Annotated in this window: 22 protein-coding genes; 21 read left to right on the plus strand and 1 reads right to left on the minus strand. The window is 32.7% G+C overall.

The genetic code is table 11. The annotated features are described in order from the left end of the window. Positions 1-18 precede the first annotated feature (18 nt). The 7 genes from BBI01_RS13475 (at position 19) to BBI01_RS13500 (ending at position 6096) form a co-directional block, all read left to right on the plus strand. Positions 19-909 (plus strand): hypothetical protein, encoded by an 891-nt coding sequence (locus BBI01_RS13475; protein WP_065395184.1) that lies wholly within the window; start codon positions 19-21, stop codon positions 907-909. A 133-nt stretch (positions 910-1042) separates the two neighbouring features. Next, positions 1043-1762 (plus strand): DUF3108 domain-containing protein, encoded by a 720-nt coding sequence (locus BBI01_RS13480; protein ID WP_065395185.1) that lies wholly within the window; start codon positions 1043-1045, stop codon positions 1760-1762. A gap of 237 nt (positions 1763-1999) precedes the next feature. Further along, on the plus strand, positions 2000-2134 hold the full coding sequence (locus BBI01_RS23150; protein ID WP_262484587.1) for a hypothetical protein: 135 nt from the start codon (positions 2000-2002) through the stop codon (positions 2132-2134). A gap of 180 nt (positions 2135-2314) precedes the next feature. After that, positions 2315-2593, plus strand: coding sequence for a co-chaperone GroES (locus BBI01_RS13485; protein WP_034696138.1), 279 nt, complete (start codon positions 2315-2317; stop codon positions 2591-2593). Between the two features lie 103 nt (positions 2594-2696). Further along, positions 2697-4322, plus strand: coding sequence for a chaperonin GroEL (groL, locus tag BBI01_RS13490; protein WP_065395186.1), 1626 nt, complete (start codon positions 2697-2699; stop codon positions 4320-4322). 194 nt (positions 4323-4516) lie between these two features. After that, complete coding sequence (locus BBI01_RS13495) at positions 4517-5068, plus strand: hypothetical protein (protein ID WP_065395187.1); 552 nt, start codon at positions 4517-4519, stop codon at positions 5066-5068. A gap of 254 nt (positions 5069-5322) precedes the next feature. After that, complete coding sequence (locus BBI01_RS13500; RefSeq protein WP_065395188.1) at positions 5323-6096, plus strand: hypothetical protein; 774 nt, start codon at positions 5323-5325, stop codon at positions 6094-6096. A gap of 206 nt (positions 6097-6302) precedes the next feature. Here the strand turns inward: BBI01_RS13500 and BBI01_RS13505 are convergent, their stop codons facing one another. Next, the gene (locus tag BBI01_RS13505; RefSeq protein ID WP_065395189.1) at positions 6303-6590 is read right to left on the minus strand and encodes a helix-turn-helix domain-containing protein; all 288 of its coding nucleotides are present in this window, start codon (positions 6588-6590) and stop codon (positions 6303-6305) included. A gap of 510 nt (positions 6591-7100) precedes the next feature. On the opposite strand from BBI01_RS13505, the gene BBI01_RS13510 reads away from it, so the two are divergent. The 14 genes from BBI01_RS13510 (at position 7101) to BBI01_RS13575 (ending at position 17972) form a co-directional block, all read left to right on the plus strand. Continuing rightward, complete coding sequence (locus tag BBI01_RS13510) at positions 7101-7664, plus strand: hypothetical protein (RefSeq protein ID WP_065395190.1); 564 nt, start codon at positions 7101-7103, stop codon at positions 7662-7664. A gap of 540 nt (positions 7665-8204) precedes the next feature. Beyond that, complete coding sequence (locus BBI01_RS13515) at positions 8205-8870, plus strand: hypothetical protein (protein WP_065395191.1); 666 nt, start codon at positions 8205-8207, stop codon at positions 8868-8870. A 103-nt stretch (positions 8871-8973) separates the two neighbouring features. Beyond that, complete coding sequence (locus tag BBI01_RS13520; RefSeq protein WP_065395192.1) at positions 8974-9477, plus strand: hypothetical protein; 504 nt, start codon at positions 8974-8976, stop codon at positions 9475-9477. Positions 9478-9509: 32 nt separating this feature from the next. Next, on the plus strand, positions 9510-10061 hold the full coding sequence (locus tag BBI01_RS13525; RefSeq protein WP_065395193.1) for an RDD family protein: 552 nt from the start codon (positions 9510-9512) through the stop codon (positions 10059-10061). Positions 10062-10300: 239 nt separating this feature from the next. Continuing rightward, entirely contained in the window at positions 10301-11476 is a 1176-nt protein-coding gene (locus BBI01_RS13530) for a T9SS C-terminal target domain-containing protein (protein WP_123862149.1), read from the plus strand. An 80-nt stretch (positions 11477-11556) separates the two neighbouring features. Next, positions 11557-12021 (plus strand): DUF2628 domain-containing protein, encoded by a 465-nt coding sequence (locus tag BBI01_RS13535; RefSeq protein ID WP_065395195.1) that lies wholly within the window; start codon positions 11557-11559, stop codon positions 12019-12021. 148 nt (positions 12022-12169) lie between these two features. Continuing rightward, a complete protein-coding gene (locus BBI01_RS13540; protein ID WP_228394007.1) occupies positions 12170-12670 on the plus strand; it encodes a GNAT family N-acetyltransferase in 501 nt (166 codons plus the stop codon). A 56-nt stretch (positions 12671-12726) separates the two neighbouring features. After that, positions 12727-13386 carry a DUF2461 domain-containing protein gene (locus BBI01_RS13545; protein WP_065395197.1) on the plus strand — a complete coding sequence of 220 codons (660 nt, stop codon included), beginning with the start codon at positions 12727-12729 and terminating at the stop codon, positions 13384-13386. Between the two features lie 38 nt (positions 13387-13424). Beyond that, entirely contained in the window at positions 13425-13832 is a 408-nt protein-coding gene (locus BBI01_RS13550) for an NUDIX hydrolase (RefSeq protein WP_065395198.1), read from the plus strand. 181 nt (positions 13833-14013) lie between these two features. After that, complete coding sequence (locus tag BBI01_RS13555; RefSeq protein WP_065395199.1) at positions 14014-14574, plus strand: SHOCT domain-containing protein; 561 nt, start codon at positions 14014-14016, stop codon at positions 14572-14574. A gap of 182 nt (positions 14575-14756) precedes the next feature. After that, positions 14757-15782, plus strand: a complete 1026-nt coding sequence (locus BBI01_RS13560; protein WP_065395200.1) for a serine hydrolase domain-containing protein — start codon at positions 14757-14759, stop codon at positions 15780-15782. A gap of 86 nt (positions 15783-15868) precedes the next feature. Further along, positions 15869-16294, plus strand: a complete 426-nt coding sequence (locus BBI01_RS13565; RefSeq protein WP_065395201.1) for a DUF1801 domain-containing protein — start codon at positions 15869-15871, stop codon at positions 16292-16294. Between the two features lie 35 nt (positions 16295-16329). Further along, positions 16330-17001 (plus strand): hypothetical protein, encoded by a 672-nt coding sequence (locus BBI01_RS13570; protein WP_065395202.1) that lies wholly within the window; start codon positions 16330-16332, stop codon positions 16999-17001. Positions 17002-17030: 29 nt separating this feature from the next. Further along, positions 17031-17972, plus strand: coding sequence for a DUF6985 domain-containing protein (locus BBI01_RS13575; protein WP_065395203.1), 942 nt, complete (start codon positions 17031-17033; stop codon positions 17970-17972). Positions 17973-18025: the final 53 nt, after the last annotated feature.

Below are 18025 nucleotides of genomic sequence, written 5' to 3' on the forward strand. Positions count from 1 at the left end.
ATTTTTTTAACTATAACCATGAAAAAACTCAATGCATTATTGCTGTTCATTGCAACAGCATCTACTCTATGCGCCCAATCCCTGCAATTTTATACGGGCAAAAGAGATTTCCTTCCCATTGAAATCCTTATGGAAGACGGAAGTACAAAAAAAGGATTTGCTCAGGACTTTATGCTTCCTGACGTAGCTACATTTCAGATGATTGGAAAAAGTAGTGAGAAAAGCGCTCATTTAGATAGAAAAGAAGTTAAGTTTAAGTCATCAAAAGACGACAAAAACATTCAGCTTATTCAGGTATCTGACATTAAAAGTCTTATTTATACTAATGAAGATACACAGGAAACATTTCAACTGGATAAACGAATTGTAAAGGAAATCAATAATGATCTTGAATTGGAATCCGAAGGAAGAGTACTTATGCTTCCGTTAATGGAAAAAGGACCGATCAATCTTTACGGATACAGAAGTATGACGTGCAGAGCCAATTTCGGGAATGGTTTTTCTTCAGGATTTGACGGAAACGAAGACACCTGTCAATTAATGTATGTCATGACTTATCTTAGTAAGCCTAATGAAACGGTTGCTATTGCTCCGGTAGATTACAGTTCATTAAGCCCACTGGCATTATTCAATATGAAAACGCTTTACAAAAAGTTTTATAAAGCTTATGAAATTATAGGTGCCGATTGCCCGGAGTTTCTCAAAAAGGTAGATGAAGCAAGAAAAAATGAATATTTCTCTAATAAAACCTTTAAGGAAAATAAAAAAGAATCCGACACGGAAAGAAAAGCCGTGATCAAAGGAAAAAAAGGAGCAGAAGCAGCAAAGATCAATATGCATTACAAAACCGAGCTATACACTAAAATGTTCAGAAAGCTCATTGACGATTACAAACAAACCTGTCAATAAAATTAAAATAAAAGTTCACCCATTCGGTGAACTTTTTTCTTTATAGCAAACATCAAATGATACAGAAAAGCATTAAAAATCAAAAAGATGTAACTTTTAACAACCATAAGACTACTTATCATAAAAAAAGACCATGAGAACATTTATTTTACTTTTACTATTATGTACTGCTAATCTTTTTTCACAGAATCTTCTTACTCCGAAAAATATCAAAATTGATCCGAACCTGATAAAAAACGAAGTATCAGAATCTATATGGTATCTGGAGCGTGATGGGAAAAAATTAGAATTTGGCAGAGTGATTACTGAGCTCAGAAAGCTCAATTCTACGGATCTTCTTATCAAAATTAATGTAAAAATGACACCTGAGCGTGATACCAAATATGTAGATTCCAGTGTGGTAAAAATAGCCAACTTCCAACCGGTCTATCATTCATCTTTTAACCCGCACAGATCTATTGAGCTTAAATTTGGAAAAACTCATGTTACCGGATACTATGCCGACACACAGGGCGGTAAAAAAAAAAAAATTAATATAGCAGCATCCAATTATTTCGACAGCAGCATCTACCCTGCCCTCATTAGATTTATTGAATTAAAAAAAGGATATACTCCGGAGCTTGTTATTTTTAATTATACCTCAGATATTGTGAAAGGAATACAGAGAGCTTATATAAAAGACGTTCAGGAAACAGTACTGGAAGGAAGGATAGTCTGGGTAGTAAAAACCACCGATGATATTACAGATCTTGAATCATGGGTGACTCATTTTATTGATGCTGAAACAAGAAAAGTCATCAGGCAGGATATAAAGCTGGGAGAAACAAAAATGAGTATGGAAGTCATCAAATAAAAAAATCAATAAAGTTTATCAATATGGTAAACTTTATTCTTTTTACAGAAATCCTCTATTTAAGGACACTACCCAAACAAAAACACCGCTTAAAAACTGATAACCAAAAAATCGCAATCAAATATATCACAACGAAAGGAAAAAATAATTAACTTTGAGTAATACTTAAACACCAAATGTCAAAATCCTGCTTGACGTAAAACGTTCAGGAAGTAAACCAACTCAATATTATTAACTATGAAAAATGCCAAATTACTAAGCAGAGATGCTCAGAAAACAATCAACGGCGGAGCGGCAGGACGTTTTTGCTGTGAGTACAATTACAAAGGACAATGTATTTTATGGATCGGTCCGGGACAATATTGCCCGTAGAAAATGCATCTATAAAACTAAACACTTACAATTAAAGCCGGAATCTTCCGGCTTTCTGTTTTATATTTTTCTGCCAAATTTTCACATTCGGGAATAAAAATCTGCCATTTCAGCCATCTAGGTTTCATGGCATACATTTAGAGAATTACAACACAGAAATAATTAAAAAATAAATATATTATGTCAGTAAACTTTAAACCATTGGCAGACAGAGTTTTGGTAGAGCCAATCGCAGCAGAAACTAAAACAGCTTCAGGAATCATTATCCCGGATACTGCAAAGGAAAAGCCGCAAGAAGGTACTGTAGTAGCAGTAGGTCCTGGTAAAAAAGATGAGCCTACAACTGTTCAGGTAGGTGACAAAGTACTTTATGGAAAATATTCAGGTGCTGAATTAAAGTTGGAAGGGAAAGATTACTTAATCGTAAGAGAAGCTGATCTATTGGGAATCATCGGATAAGATTTCAGATCACAGACATCAGATTTCAGATTAAAAAATCAAATTTAAAAACTATCGTTAGTTGTCTTATATCTGACATCTAACATCTAATATCTAATCAAAAATGGCAAAAGAAATAAAATTCGATATCGAAGCAAGAGATGCTTTAAAAAGAGGTGTTGATGCATTAGCAAATGCAGTGAAAGTAACTTTAGGTCCTAAAGGGAGAAATGTAGTAATCGAAAAATCTTTCGGTGCTCCACACGTTACTAAGGACGGGGTTTCTGTAGCTAAAGAAATCGAACTTGAAGATAAAGTAGAAAACATGGGAGCGCAAATGGTAAAAGAAGTTGCTTCCAAAACTAATGATATCGCAGGAGACGGTACTACTACCGCTACTGTTTTAGCACAAGCTATCGTAAGAGAAGGTCTTAAGAACGTAGCTGCTGGTGCTAACCCAATGGATCTTAAAAGAGGGATCGACAAAGCTGTAACTTCAGTGGTTGCGAACCTTAAATCTCAATCTCAGGAGGTTGGAGATTCTTCAGAAAAAATCAAGCAAGTTGCTTCTATCTCTGCTAACAACGACGATACTATCGGTACTTTAATTGCTGAAGCTTTCGGAAAAGTTGGTAAAGAAGGAGTAATCACTGTAGAAGAGGCTAAAGGTACTGATACAACGGTAGATGTTGTAGAAGGTATGCAGTTCGACAGAGGTTACCAGTCACCTTACTTCGTGACTAACCCTGAGAAAATGTTAGCTGAACTAGAAAACCCATATATCCTTTTAGTAGAGAAGAAAATCTCTTCAATGAAAGAATTACTTCCGGTTCTTGAGCCAATTGCACAAGGTGGTAAGTCTTTATTAATTATCTCCGAAGAAGTGGAAGGTGAAGCTTTAGCTACTTTGGTAGTAAACAAACTAAGAGGTTCTCTTAAAATTGCTGCTGTAAAAGCTCCGGGATTCGGAGACAGAAGAAAAGCAATGTTAGAAGATATCGCGATCCTTACAGGTGGACAGGTGATCTCTGAAGAGCAAGGTTTCACTATGGAAAACATCTCTTTAGATATGCTTGGAACTGCTGAGAAAGTAACGATTGACAAAGACAACACAACTGTTGTAAACGGTGGTGGTGACGAAGCGAAAATCAAAGGAAGAGTAGCTCAGATCAAAGCTCAGATGGAAACTACAACTTCTGACTACGACAGAGAGAAACTTCAGGAAAGATTAGCTAAATTAGCTGGTGGTGTTGCTGTACTTTACGTAGGTGCTGCTTCTGAAGTAGAAATGAAAGAGAAAAAAGACAGAGTAGATGATGCATTACACGCAACTAGAGCTGCTGTAGAAGAAGGTATCGTTGCAGGTGGTGGTGTTGCTTTAGTAAGAGCAATCTCTTCACTACACAACCTTGAAGGAGACAACGCAGACGAAACTACAGGTATCAAAATCGTGAAGAGAGCTATCGAGGAGCCATTAAGACAAATCGTTGCTAACGCAGGTGGTGAAGGTTCTGTAATCGTTGCTAAAGTAGCAGAAGGTTCTGGAGACTTCGGATACAATGCTAAAACTGACGAGTATGTTCAAATGCTTGAAGCAGGAATCATTGACCCAACTAAAGTAACAAGAGTTGCCCTTGAAAACGCAGCTTCTGTATCAGGAATGCTTCTTACTACTGAATGTGTTATCACTGAAGTAAAGAGCGCTGAACCAGCTATGCCAATGGGTGGTGGAATGCCAGGAATGATGTAATAGCGAGTCGCTAAGACAAATTTAATATATAGACCGCTCTGCTTTTGCAGGGTGGTTTTTTTTATACAGAAAATCTAAAGAACTTTTTACTTAAAATTTTATTTGCAATTATATATCATATATGAGTTTAAAGTGTAAATTTGAATATCAACCGTAATTACAACAAAAAGTACATTCAAACCGATTAATCAATCATGAAAAAGTTCGCATTACTTATTTTTATATGTTTATGTATAAATCTGTTTTCACAAAAAAATATAATTCAAGATTTAAAAATTGTTGATTATGAATTAATATCGAATAATAAAATTGAAATTAAATCTTACGCTACATTAGATAAGAAAGGAAACTTAACCGTCTATTCAGATAGCTGGGATGGGAAAAATTATTTCCAATACATATTAACTTCAGAAGAAATTAACCAATTAAACTCATTATCAGGCAAAAATATTGAATCCTTTGTCAAACAAAAACAACTCAATAGGAATGAATATTTCGCAGGAAATCCAAGATTTATTTCTTATAAATCCAACGGAAAAGTTTATAGTCTTTGCTTTATTGAGCCATTTATGAATAATGAATTTATGGACATCCTAAAAATTCTAAATTCAAAAATATACAAACATGATGAAACTGCTAAAATTCAAATGCAGACAAACGATTTCGAAAAAGTTGAAATTGAAATTATTGAAAGAAGCAAAGTAGATAATTACTTACCAACAAAAGCAGTTATTATTCAAAATTAAAAAACTCCCCTTTTTAAATATTCTCCAAAGTCCAGAGACTTCAGAGAATGTCTGTGTTATCACTGAAGTAAAGAGTGCTGAACCAGCTATGCCAATGGGTGGTGGAATGCCAGGAATGATGTAATAGCAAATCACTAAGACAATTTAATATGTAAACTGTTCTACTTTTGTAGGATGATTTATCAAAAATTCCTGCACAAAAATAAAGTTTTGTACATTTGAGAGTTAGCCATAATTTCAATTTTCTTTATATAATGAAACAGTTATTTTTAAAACAACCGATATATATAATCTTAATTATCCTTGTTATAATTATTCTCTATCCCATATGTTTAAACTTCTTTATAGATAGTTCAAATGAACGAGGTGTATTTGGTGACAGCTTTGGAGCATTAAATACATTCTTTTCAGCGTTAGCATTTTGTGGTGTAGTTATCTCAATAATAATCCAAAGAAAAGATTTCGATGAATCAAAATATCAATATCTTCATGATCGAATGACAAGTTTTATGTATGTTCAATTAGATAGATATGAAAAAATTTTAGAAAAATTAGAAATAGTAAATAATGATGTGAAAATCTGTAATAACGAAGCACTAATTTATTTATTTGAAAATTTAAAACCTATCTATATTGAATTTGCAGAAACAAGAGAACAAAGATTAAATATAGCTTTAAATAGCAAAGAAGCAATCTTACAAAATCTAAATTTAATCAAAGAATCAAATAGTAAAATATCATCTTTTATAATATCAACTGATAATTGTTTTTTAACATTAAACGATATTTTAAACACAAGTGAATTAACTATCAATGATAAAAATGAATTAAAATCTATCTTTAATAAAAATTTAGGATATATGTTTCCAAGTCTTATGAAAACTATGTACAATACAATTTATTTGGCTAGAATGTTTAGTTTTCAACTAGACATATGTTATGATGATTTCTCATCCTTAATGACACTTTTGAATAGAATACAATATTTTCAAATCTTTCACCATGGTAATAAAAACTACTATAGTTAATTTCTAGTTTAGTTTTTTAGAAAAATAAAGACTTCCGCTTTATGGATCTTTATCATATCTCATACGTATCATCTTTTAACCTAACTAAAATTTCCCAATTTTACTTTTATTTCTTTCTATGGCGCACACAAATATGCCAAGCGGAAATGTATATTAGGAAAGATCAAGCGTTTTCATGAGATACCGCCTTTGGATGTTGATCTTCACTAGGATTTTTTCTTTATTTCGATTTCTTTTACAAATTCGTATTTCTCTTCCAAAATTGGCTGTTCTGGCCAGAAGTCTTTTGGAGAGCATCCCAGAGCTTTTGATATTAAGTTTAAGCTTTTAATATTATACTTCGCCGTTTTGGAATGTGCTTCAATATCTGAAATATAACTTGTACTCTTACCAATAGCTAAAGAGAGTGAAGTTTGACTAATACCTCTCTGTTCCCTTATTTCTTTCACTTTTGAAATTATATATCGTTCTATTTCGTCTAAAGAATCATGCATAATGACAAAGTGAGCCAAAAACAAAATAAAAAACTAAGGACTATAGTCCTGTATATTGAAAATATTATTATATTTGGAAAAGATTACTCATTAGAGTAATTTTGCGATACTTCAAAGAAATATAGAAGCTATTGCTTAGAGTCTTGTCATAGAAAACTGGTAATTTTTAAAGCAACAAGATGATAAGTATGAAGCTCACGACCTAGGCGTGGGCTCTCTTATCTGTTGCACGGTATACCAGTACCTCTATGACAGATATTGTAGAGTCTCATGCCGTTTTTATTTTCATGCTGTTCTGCTTTTCTACAATCATCTTTTTCTAAGCCAGCTTTACCATATAAAGTATCATGATACGGTACAATGGGGTGTACAATCCATTGCGGCTTTAGGGCTTTTAGAGAAACACAAATTCTATCTTATTCATTCGGCTTGTATAGACAGGAAGCTCAGGCATTGCAGGGCTTACTTCTTTACTGCCGAGTAAAATCGTGCAAAAAAAAATACACTCTCATGAAAAAAAACAGAACAGGCTTTCAATCTACATTAGAAAAAAGTCCCAAGAAGCACTCCGGCGTACAGCTAATGGAAACTTTTTTCGAGTTCAATGATCTGGCAACAACCAAAGAGCTGCTAAACACCATTATGAACTATGCTGTAAAAAGAAATAGCTGGATAAAAGAAGATCCTTCCGTCGTTTATCATTTTCATCAGGCAATGCGTTCCTTTGTCCGTGCAGGCTACTTTCTAATACTGAGAGAAAAGAAATGTAAAGTCAATACTCAGTTGGAAGATGTTTCACCTCTGGCTCTTGGCTTGCTTACGGAGAAAGAATACCAAAATCCTCTACTGGTATTTAAAAAAGCATTCAGGGAATACAGCATCAAAGAATTTGATTACTTCATTTCGGGAATGGTTTATTTCTCACTCGGCATCTATGACAATCTACCGGAAAGGAATATGATAAGCCCATACATACATCTCACCAAAATGCTGGATGCCGCATATCTTATTATCGAAAGAAAAAATATAAAGCCCGCTCTGCAAAGTCGGGAGATTTTACCCGCAAAAAAATAAAATCCACAGCCATAAATTTCAAACATCAGGGTAAAAAACCGCTTTTATCCTCTTCTATACCCCATCCAGCCACTTTAATACCCGTCTTTAGCCCCTTCGCAAAGGGGCTAAAGACACTTTCATAACCACCTAGAACCCCTTACCTAAGGGGATACACACCCTTCAAAACTCCCTTCAGACCGTTGAATAACTGGGTATACCCCCTTATACAACCCCCTCTACCCCCTTCTATAACCCCCTAGAGCCCCTTACCTAAGGGGATGTACCCCCTTCGGAACTGCCTATACCCCGTCCATCAACCTGGTATCCCCCCTTATGCAACCCCCTCTACCCCCTTAGGTAAGGGGGTAATCCTACCTGAAAAAGCAGATCAAGGTGAGATAAATATTGATAGATTCATCATAGGATCATCATCCGAAGAAAAGGAAATACCACTCCGCCAAAGCTTCCTATTTTACAGAAATACTCCTTATTTCTTATAGCTAAGAAGATCTTTATAATTCGTAGATTTGGGCATCAAAAAACTAAAAACTATTTATCATGAGAAGCTCAATTTTAGTAATTACGTTATTACTCTCAGCATTTTTACGTGCACAAAATCATTCAGATACCACCGACCAAATGATTGATAAAATATGCTCGGACCTCAAGCAAAATGAAAGTATGAGCGATTCATTAAAAATCAAAAATATATCCCAAAAATTTATTCATCCTTATTTGGCTCAATTTTCAGATTCTGAACGTCAAGAGAAATTCAATCATTTATATTTCAGATTACAGAACAGATGTCAAAGTTTTAAAGATTATTTACAAAGAATAGATCCTATAAAAAGTGATAATTGGGCAAGATTGAATACGCTTCCTGACATTACAGTATCCGAAAGTGAAATCAAAAAATTTAAGAATAGTAGTAAATTCTATTATTTAGAATATGATGGTGATCAAAAAACAATCGTAAAAACTGACAAAAATTTCTGGGTAGAAACTTTTACTGACGGGACCTATTCAAAATTATCCTACAAATGGATCAGTAAAAATAAATTTGAACTGGAGTTCATTGAAAGCAATAACAATGGAAGAAAGAATTTCAGCAAAAAAGGAGATCGATACATTTATCAAGTTATCAATAAAGAAAATAATTTCTACTGGATTCTTGTTGAAACTTCTGACGAAATAATCAAATTTAAATTATTTGTGGAAAGTTAACAATCCTTACACATTGAATTTTCAGCTCAATAAAGAATTAAGAAACAGTAAAAGGAAGCTAGCTGAACGCACCTATACAGTACTTAGCATTAAATAAAAAAACATGAAAAAATTATTAAATAAACTTATTATCATTGAGTTTGAAGACAAAGAACCACAAAAAGGAATTTTAATTAACTATAGTAAAAACTGGTTTTTAATCAAATCCAATCCTGTTGATTTTGTTTTAGATGGATATTCTATTATAAAAAATTGTAATATCAAAAATATTACAACAAATGATGATACTGAATTTGTAGAAAAAGCAATGGAATTAAAAGGCATTTCGGTTGGTAAGAAAATACATAAAATACCACTTAAAAATTTTGATTCAATAGTTGAGAGTATACAGAAAAACTTTGGAATTTTCAGTTTGGCTAAGAAAAGAGGTGATGCTATTTATCCCGGGAAATTAAAAAAACTTACTGATGAAAAAATTATTCTAACCTGGATTGATTTGAACGCAAATTGGGGGGAAGAAAGAGAGTTTACAAAAGATAAAATAAGAACCATTGATTTTGATAGTGACTATTTATTTTCCTTAAAATTACTAGCCGAAAATAAATAATAACTATTGAACGTCATTATAAATAATAACCATTGAGAATATCAGAATTAAAAGTTCACAGAATCATCCATAGACCATCAAGAATAACTGACAAACATGGACGTAGAATTTTTGAAGAATACGAGTATGACTTCAAATACAATCCATATTTTAAAAATAGTGAAACACAAAGATTATTTGCGAAAATTATAGATATACTTCCGTGTATTTTAATCTTACTTTATTTTTTCAACCTTACAATCCTTAAAAGTTTACTTTCCGCTACTGCATTAGTTATCATGTATGGTACAATCAGCGAAGCAATATTTGGAAAAACTTTAGGTAAGAAAATATTTAAGTTAATTGTAATTGATGATTTTGCTAACACACCATCATTATCAACGTCTTTAAAACGAAATATTCTTTGTTTAATTAATCTTTTTCCCACTTTTACAGAAGGGCAAGACAGAGCTGGAGTCTGGGGCATAAGTATGAATTTTAATATGTATCTCAACAACAAATTTGCTAAGACGTATATTGTAAAAGAAAAAATGCTGAAAGAAATAGAGGAAATGCTGGAGAAGCAAATTAAACAAAAACAGTGAAGAACAGGAAGCTGATAGCTTTACAATACGAAACAAAATGATAAAAAAAAGACAATTAAAAAAATTGATACAAATTCATTTTGGAATAAAAAAATAGTCTAGTAAATGTATTTGCTCATATATGTCTATTTGTATAAATACTCATCTGGTTAAAAGCGATTTTAGAAAATTCTCTTTAACTTTTTCCCTATCTTTAAACCACTATTTCCTCATCACAATTTAAACTAAAATCTACACCAGTGAAAACAAAATTATTATTCCTTTCATTTTTGGGTTCATTATTCACCCATGCACAAACCCTTCAGTTTAAAAATCTCGCCAATATGTCTGGAGGCAGAGGGGGCACAACCAGTGTAATTGTGAATGATAATATCTATGTGAACAACGGGTATCTGGAAAACAGCGGTAATGCAAAATATATTGAAAAATATAATATTACCGATAACAGCTGGAGTATTCTCAATTCTACTCTCCTTCCCAAAAGATTTGCTAATTCTGAGACTTACGATAATAAAATCTATATTTTTAACGGTTGGGGAAATAGCCATCTTGAAATTCTGGACCTTGCAACCAATCAAATAACGAAGGGCGCTACTAATCGTTCCTATACAGGAAATGCTGGCTCTGCAATCTATAATGGCAAAATATACGTGTTTGGTGGCAGCGGACTAAACGGTGCGTCAACCACTGTATTTTCTGATAAATTTCAGTATTACGACATCGCTTCCAATACATGGAATCCCTTACCGGATATGCCTACAGCCAGAGAAACAAAGGGTAAAATCGTAAATGATAAGCTGTATGTAATTGGTGGTTTTAATGGTACTTCATCTCGTCTGATCAATGTTTTCGATCTCAAAACGAATCTTTGGACCGATAAGTATATTATGCCTTCCGGGATATCCGGACACTCATTAGCTGTATCCGGTAATAAGATTTTTATTGTAGGGGGGTATAATAATCAAACTTTTCTAGCCTATTTTGATACAACAACCAATAAAGTACATCAGCTATCATCCAATATGATTCCCAGAAGACACGCTGCTGCAGAAGTATATGACGATAAACTATACATCATCGGCGGAAGTACAACATCTCTACTTAAATCATCCATTAAAAGCACCCAAGTAGCTGATATTAATGAAAGTGTACTTTCTTCAACAGCAACCAATGACGATCATGAAAGTAAAACAAGAGTCTACACCAGTGCCAATAGAAACGGCTTTGTTATCAGCAATAAAAACAACAGCAATCAATTTGAATACACAATTTACCCAACAGACGGGAAACAGATCATCAATGGTGTTGCCTATTATAATAAAACCATAGATCTATCAAATGTGCCAAAAGGAACCTACATTTTCAGTTATAAAAATGAAAAAGGGGTGTTACAACAGGTAAGGATTATAAGATAAAGCCCTTAAAAAATATAATGATTACAAATAAATAGTAATACATATTTTTTTATACAACAAGAAAATAAAGCCTACAAACAGTGAATCAGAATCAACTATATGAAGATCTTTTCCAGAAACGCAATTCATATTACCTTGAAAAGCTAGAGCTCTATGAAAATGGGAAAAAATTTACTTTTAACTATGCTACTTTTATCTTCGGATTACTTTGGTTTCTTTATAGAAAAATGTATTTGGAAACAATCGTTATTTTTTTAATCCTTTATACTGAAACAGCTTTTGAAAACTTTTTTTTAACAGATAAAATTGGTATAGAACAAACAAAACTTGTAAGTTTTATCATTACAATTCTATCACTTATAGTTGCAGGATTTAGCGGAAATTATTTATACATTAAAAGAGCAAAACGAACAATTAAAAAAGCAGAAAAAAAATTCTCTGAGTATGAACAGAGAAAAAAATATTTAACAAAAAAAGGAGGAACTCAGCTTCTATACATTGGTATTTTATTAACCCTGTTAATTGTTGCAATCATCTTGAAGTAAATATTATTAATATACCCCACTTCAAAAAACAAATTCGTTTATAAATAAAATCGTCCCCCCTTACCCGCATAAAAAAGCATTTGAATTTCTCAACCAATTAAAATAAAATATAAGAATGTTCAATAAGATCTTAACCACTTTTCCCATATTGACAACCGAAAGATTGACACTTCGTCAACCGTCAGAAAGTGATGTTCAAGAGATCCTCTCCCTCAGATCTGATATAAGTGTGAATAAATATCTTGGTCGCCAACTCACCAGAACTACAGATGAAGCATTAGCCTTTATTCAAAAAGTAAATGAGGGTTTCAAAAATAATACTGGGCTTTATTGGGGCATTACAAACTCTAATAATAAAAAACTTGTTGGAACCATTTGTATTTTTAATTTTTCAGACGACCTTAAAACATGTGAAATCGGATACGAGCTTTTACCCGATTATCAGCGACAGGGAATCATGAATGAAGCATTAAAAAAAATTCTTGATTTTACTTTTCAGACTCTTGAAATTCAAACAATTGAGGCTTTTACCCATAAAGACAATCTAAGTTCAACCCAGCTTCTTGAAAAATTCCATTTTGAGAAAACAACTTTTGTTGATGAGGAAAATCCAGATTTAATAGCATTTTACTTATCAAATAAAAAATGATCAGACTTCGGACAACAACCTGATCACATATAAAAGCGTCAAAACTCCTTACCCACATGAAAAAAGCATTTGAATTCCTCAACCAATTAAAAGAAAATAACAACCGGGAATGGTTTTCTAAACACAAATCTGAATATGATTCGGTTGTAAAAGAAAACAAAACTCTTTTCAATCAGATCTATAATGAACTTCAGGAATATGATCAACTCAAAGGAATTCATATTTTCAGAATTTACAGAGATGTTCGTTTCTCAAAAGATCAGACACCTTATAAAACCAACTTCGGTGTTGGATATTCCCGTTCAAAACCCATGTTGAGAGGCGGATATTATATTCAGCTGGAACCTGGCAACAGCTTTGTAGGCGGTGGTTTTTGGGGACCTGAGGCAAAAGATTTACTTCGTATCCGTAAAGAATTTGAAATCAGTACAACGGAAATTGAAAAAATCATCTCTGATAAAACTTTTGTAAAATATTTCGGAGAGCTACAGGGTGATTCGGTAAAAACAGCTCCACGAGGCTTTGAGAAAAACCATCCTGCGATAGATTTAATCAGAAAAAAACAATTCGTAGTCATGCGAAAATTTACGGATAAAGAGGTTTTCTCAGACAGCTTTCAAAAGGAAGCTTTACAAACTCTCCTGGCTATGCGTCCGTTTTTCGATTATATGAGTGAAGTACTGACAACTGACCTCAATGGAGAACCTTTATATTAAAATTTATTATAGAACTATATCAAATATTATCGCTAAAAATGCACAACAAAACAATCATTGACAAACTCGCCTGGATCGAACTAAAAGATAAATCTATTCTCTCCACAAAAAGCTACGGAAAAGAAAAATATTATATTCCCGGAGGTAAAAGAGAGGCTGGAGAAACCGATGAACAAGCTCTAGTTCGTGAAATATGGGAAGAATTAAATGTAACCATTGACGGCAAAACATTACATTATATCGGAACTTTTGAAGCTCAAGCTCACGGACATGCAGAAGGCATTATTGTAAAAATGACTTGCTATTCTGGAGAATATTCCGGAGAATTAAAAGCCAGTTCTGAAATTGAAGAAATGAAATGGCTTAACTATTCAGACAAAGACAAAGTATCTGAAGTTGATAAAATAATCTTTGACAGTTTACATCAAAACAATTTATTAGATTAATTTTTCTCATCCCAGACAAATTCTATTAATTATAAAAACAAAAGCCGTTCTGGAAAACAGAGCGGCTTTCATTTATTAAAGATAGTAGTATAAATTCCCTACAGATAAGGGTTCCCGTAAGGTAACATCTATCATTCGTTTTACTTTTGGTTTTCAATTTTTGATCATTAAAAATAAAACAATGAAACAAGTACTATTAATTTTTACGCTTTTAATTTTTGGAATTTCTTATTCTCAAACCGCACCAATATTTGAAAATGATACGCTGATTACTTCAACGGGTTTTAAAGTGTATGAAGGTTTGGATCTGAAAATCGGGACAGGCTCTATGAATGACGGAGATTTTAAATTTATCAGAACCAATGCTTCTTCTTTATTCAATTATACCTCAAACACGGGATATCAAGGTCTTGCGAATCAGGCAAATTCTTTTAAAAGAAGTAATTCCGGGCTGACATTTAAAGTAAAAAAAATAATGCCGAGAGGAAACAAAAAAAATGGTTTCGTGTACTATGCTAAAATCGGAAGCGGTCTCATGAACTATGAAGTTGATCTGGAAAATGCAATCAGATCAGGTGAAGTAATTGTTCCCGATGAATTTTTGCCTAAAGAAAAATCTCAACATATAAATTCAGAAACAAAATATGACCGACTGAAAAAGATCAAGGAACTCAAAGATTCAGGAGTCTTATCTGAAGAGGAATTTCAAAAAGAGAAAGATAAAATAATGGCTGAAAAATAGCTTTTACTCAAAACCGTTCTGCTTTCAGAGCGGTTTATTTTTTCCTAACATCCAAAGATATTTTACTCTATTTTTACAACATCTAAAACAGGGTTAATTTATAATGAACAATTAAGTTTTTTATAAAAAATCAATGAATTCAGATAGTCAATAAACTTATAACTCACAGACACAAAATAAATATGCAGAATTATTGCAAACAACTGTTTTTACTTTTCACCTCTTTCCTACTTCTTTCTAATCTGCTATTTTCCCAAACAAAAAAAGCTGTACAAATTGATTCTTTAATAAAACAATTCAGTCAAAGCGGCACTTTCAACGGAAATGTTTTAGTTTCAAAAGATAATAAGATCATTTATAATGCTTCTTTTGGTTTTAGGGATGCTACAAAAACAAAGAGACTAACTGGTGATGACAGGTTTAATATAGGTTCTATCACAAAAGAATTCAGTGCCGCTGCTATATTACAATTACAGGAACAGGGAAAGTTGAAAACAGAAGATCCTGTTTCTAAATATATTCCGGAATTACCCAAATGGGCAAATGATGTTACCATAAAAAATTTATTACAATACACGAGTGGTATTCCCGACGTAAACTGGAAAAAAATTAAAAATGATAAAGATCTTTTCGATGGTTTACTGCTTATAGATTCTCTGGAATTTAAACCTGGAACGGATTACGGTTATAACAACAATAATATATTTCTACGTCATTTTATCATTGAACGCTTAACAGGAATTCCCTTTAATCAATATGCTGAAAAATTTATTTTCAAACCCTGCAACATGACTTCTTCTGTTATGACTCCTTTTGAAAATGAAAAAAATATAGCTAGAGGATTTAATATTGATTTAGTGCCAGACAAAGCTGATCTCCCTATTACCGGAGGAACTTATTTAACCACTACAGACTTATTAAAATGGACAAAATGCCTTCATTCAAATAAAATAATGAATGAAAATTCTTTATTTGAACTAGGGCAGCAATTTAATCTCCCGGAAACTCAATCATCTATGGGAGAAGCAAAATTTAAAAACAAAAAACTGGTTGAGCATATACATGATGGAAGAGCCGGAAACTATGAAGCTCTTTTGGTTTCTGATCTGGACGAAAAGCTCACCATTATTCTGCTGGGAAATAATTATCATGGAAAACTATTTGAAATTTCTGATGCCATTAAAACCATTCTGAATAATAAAAAATAGTACTTTCAATATCTCATTAAACCAAATACATATTCATTAGTAATTTATTGGGTAATTCATTTAACAGTTATATTGTTCTAAAAATTATGACCATTCAAGACCAAATCAAAGAATATATCAATAGCCAGCCAGAACCAAAACGTAGTGATATGATGGTACTTCATCATAATATTCTGGAACTTCTGCCGAACTGCAAACTCTGGTTTCTGGATGGGAAAGACAGTGAAGGTAAGATTGTTTCCAACCCTAATATCGGATACGGAGCTTATACTATTTCATATACTGACGGCACTACTAAGGAATTTTATCGCATTGGAATAAGCGCCAATACAACGGGAATTTCTGTGTATATAATGGGTATTGATGATAAAACTTATTTAGCACAAGCATTCGGAGAAAAAATAGGTAAGGCAAAAGTGACAGGATATTGTATTAAATTTAAGGCATTGAAAGATATTCATATTGAAGTTCTCAAAACTGCAATACAGTATGGTTTTGCACAAGATTCTTAAAATTGACACATCAAAACCATTAAAATTTAAAGACCATGAACACAAAAAAAATTCTAAAAACCATAGGTATTACCCTTGGAATCATCATCATATTTCTTATCGCAAGTAACTTTATCTGGCTGAATGACAGAGAAAACCTTCTATACAAAATACAACAGTACATTACATACAATGAAGAAGACTGGAAAAACTATGAGACCAATCAAAAAATTCTGGCAGAAAATCCTTCCGGAACAATCCAGACAGTTGTAGTAGAATCGGTTCCAGATTTCCATCCTTATAATATTGATCTATTAACAGGAAATACGAAAAAAGAAGAATTAAAGAAAATTGAAAATGCTCATTTTGAAAATTTAGTCTCTGCTAAAAAGAGTCCGGATGATGAAGATGCTCAAATTGCTCTGATTAAATTGACTCAAAGACGTCTGACTGATGTTATCATCAATCAAAAATTAAGCATCAAGATCGGAAAATGCTACGAGAATCCTAATAAAGGAGAAAACTATAGTTGTGTAAGCTGTATGATTCTTCTATATAACAGAGAAAAAAATGATTGGCAGGAGGCTCCGGACGGAGAGAATTTCCTTGATAACTCTTATGATTTTTATCAGACCTCTGAAGGTGGAGAATGGGAAGCAAAAGAGTTATCAATGTACATTCCTTATGATGATGCTTTATTTAAAAAGTATGAAAACAAATCCAGATAAATTTCAGCAATAATTAAAATAAACCGATCATGTCAGACGCAGAAAAAATCATTAATGAGATCAATATATTTTTAGAAAAATCCATGTTGAAAACCTCTCAGATTACCAAGGAGGAAATTATTGATTTTATTGAGAAAAAATGGGCTGAAGCTGATGAAGAAAAATATGAAAATTATTCGGCATATATAATCAGCAGCAGAATGATTCACGAATATATGTGGAAAAAAGATTTCGGAAATATGATGCGATGGATGGAAATTCTAAATCTTCACAATGCTTCTAAAAATAATCCTTCCTATTTCCGTCATTACTATGCCGGAAAATGTTGCCTGGAATGTGGTAATGAAGAAAAAGCGCTCGAATATTTCAATCTGTGTTATACTGAAAACGCAGATTATATTTTTTCTCAGGATTCCTTCTGTTATGAGTTTTTCAACAGACATATTGAACATCCAAGAGACTTATCCCATAAAGAAATTAAGGAATATGAATCCGCGGATTATACTCCATTGAAATTAGAATACTGGCAATCTTTTTTCAATGAAGACGACGACGAATTTGACTATGAAATTTGGGATGAAAATGATGAATACACAGATGAACCAACGCAGGAACAACACAATGGATTTGATTATTTACAAATAAATCAAAAGATGATCTTAGAAAACATCTTATCTGAACTGTTAAAAAAATATACTGAATTACAAAAAATATATAATTATCCGGAAGAAGACAAAGTTGATTTTATGCCGGATTTAAATAACATTCAAGGTTTTGCTAATCTCTTATCTCCAAACGGTTTTTATATAACTTCAGTAATTAAAAATAATCACCCGTATATTGGTATCAGCTTTTCATGCTCATGGGATGGTGAACACGGGCTTGGAATAATGACTCATAAAAATAAAGTGATTGAAATCGGAGAAGCAGATGTTGCTTTTAGTAGCTGGGCAGCTGAGGATGATTTATAATTCATTCATCAATCATTATTCTGATATTTTTAATTATCATGTTGATTCTACAT

The organism is Chryseobacterium artocarpi, from assembly GCF_001684975.1.
Lineage (GTDB): Bacteria > Bacteroidota > Bacteroidia > Flavobacteriales > Weeksellaceae > Chryseobacterium > Chryseobacterium artocarpi.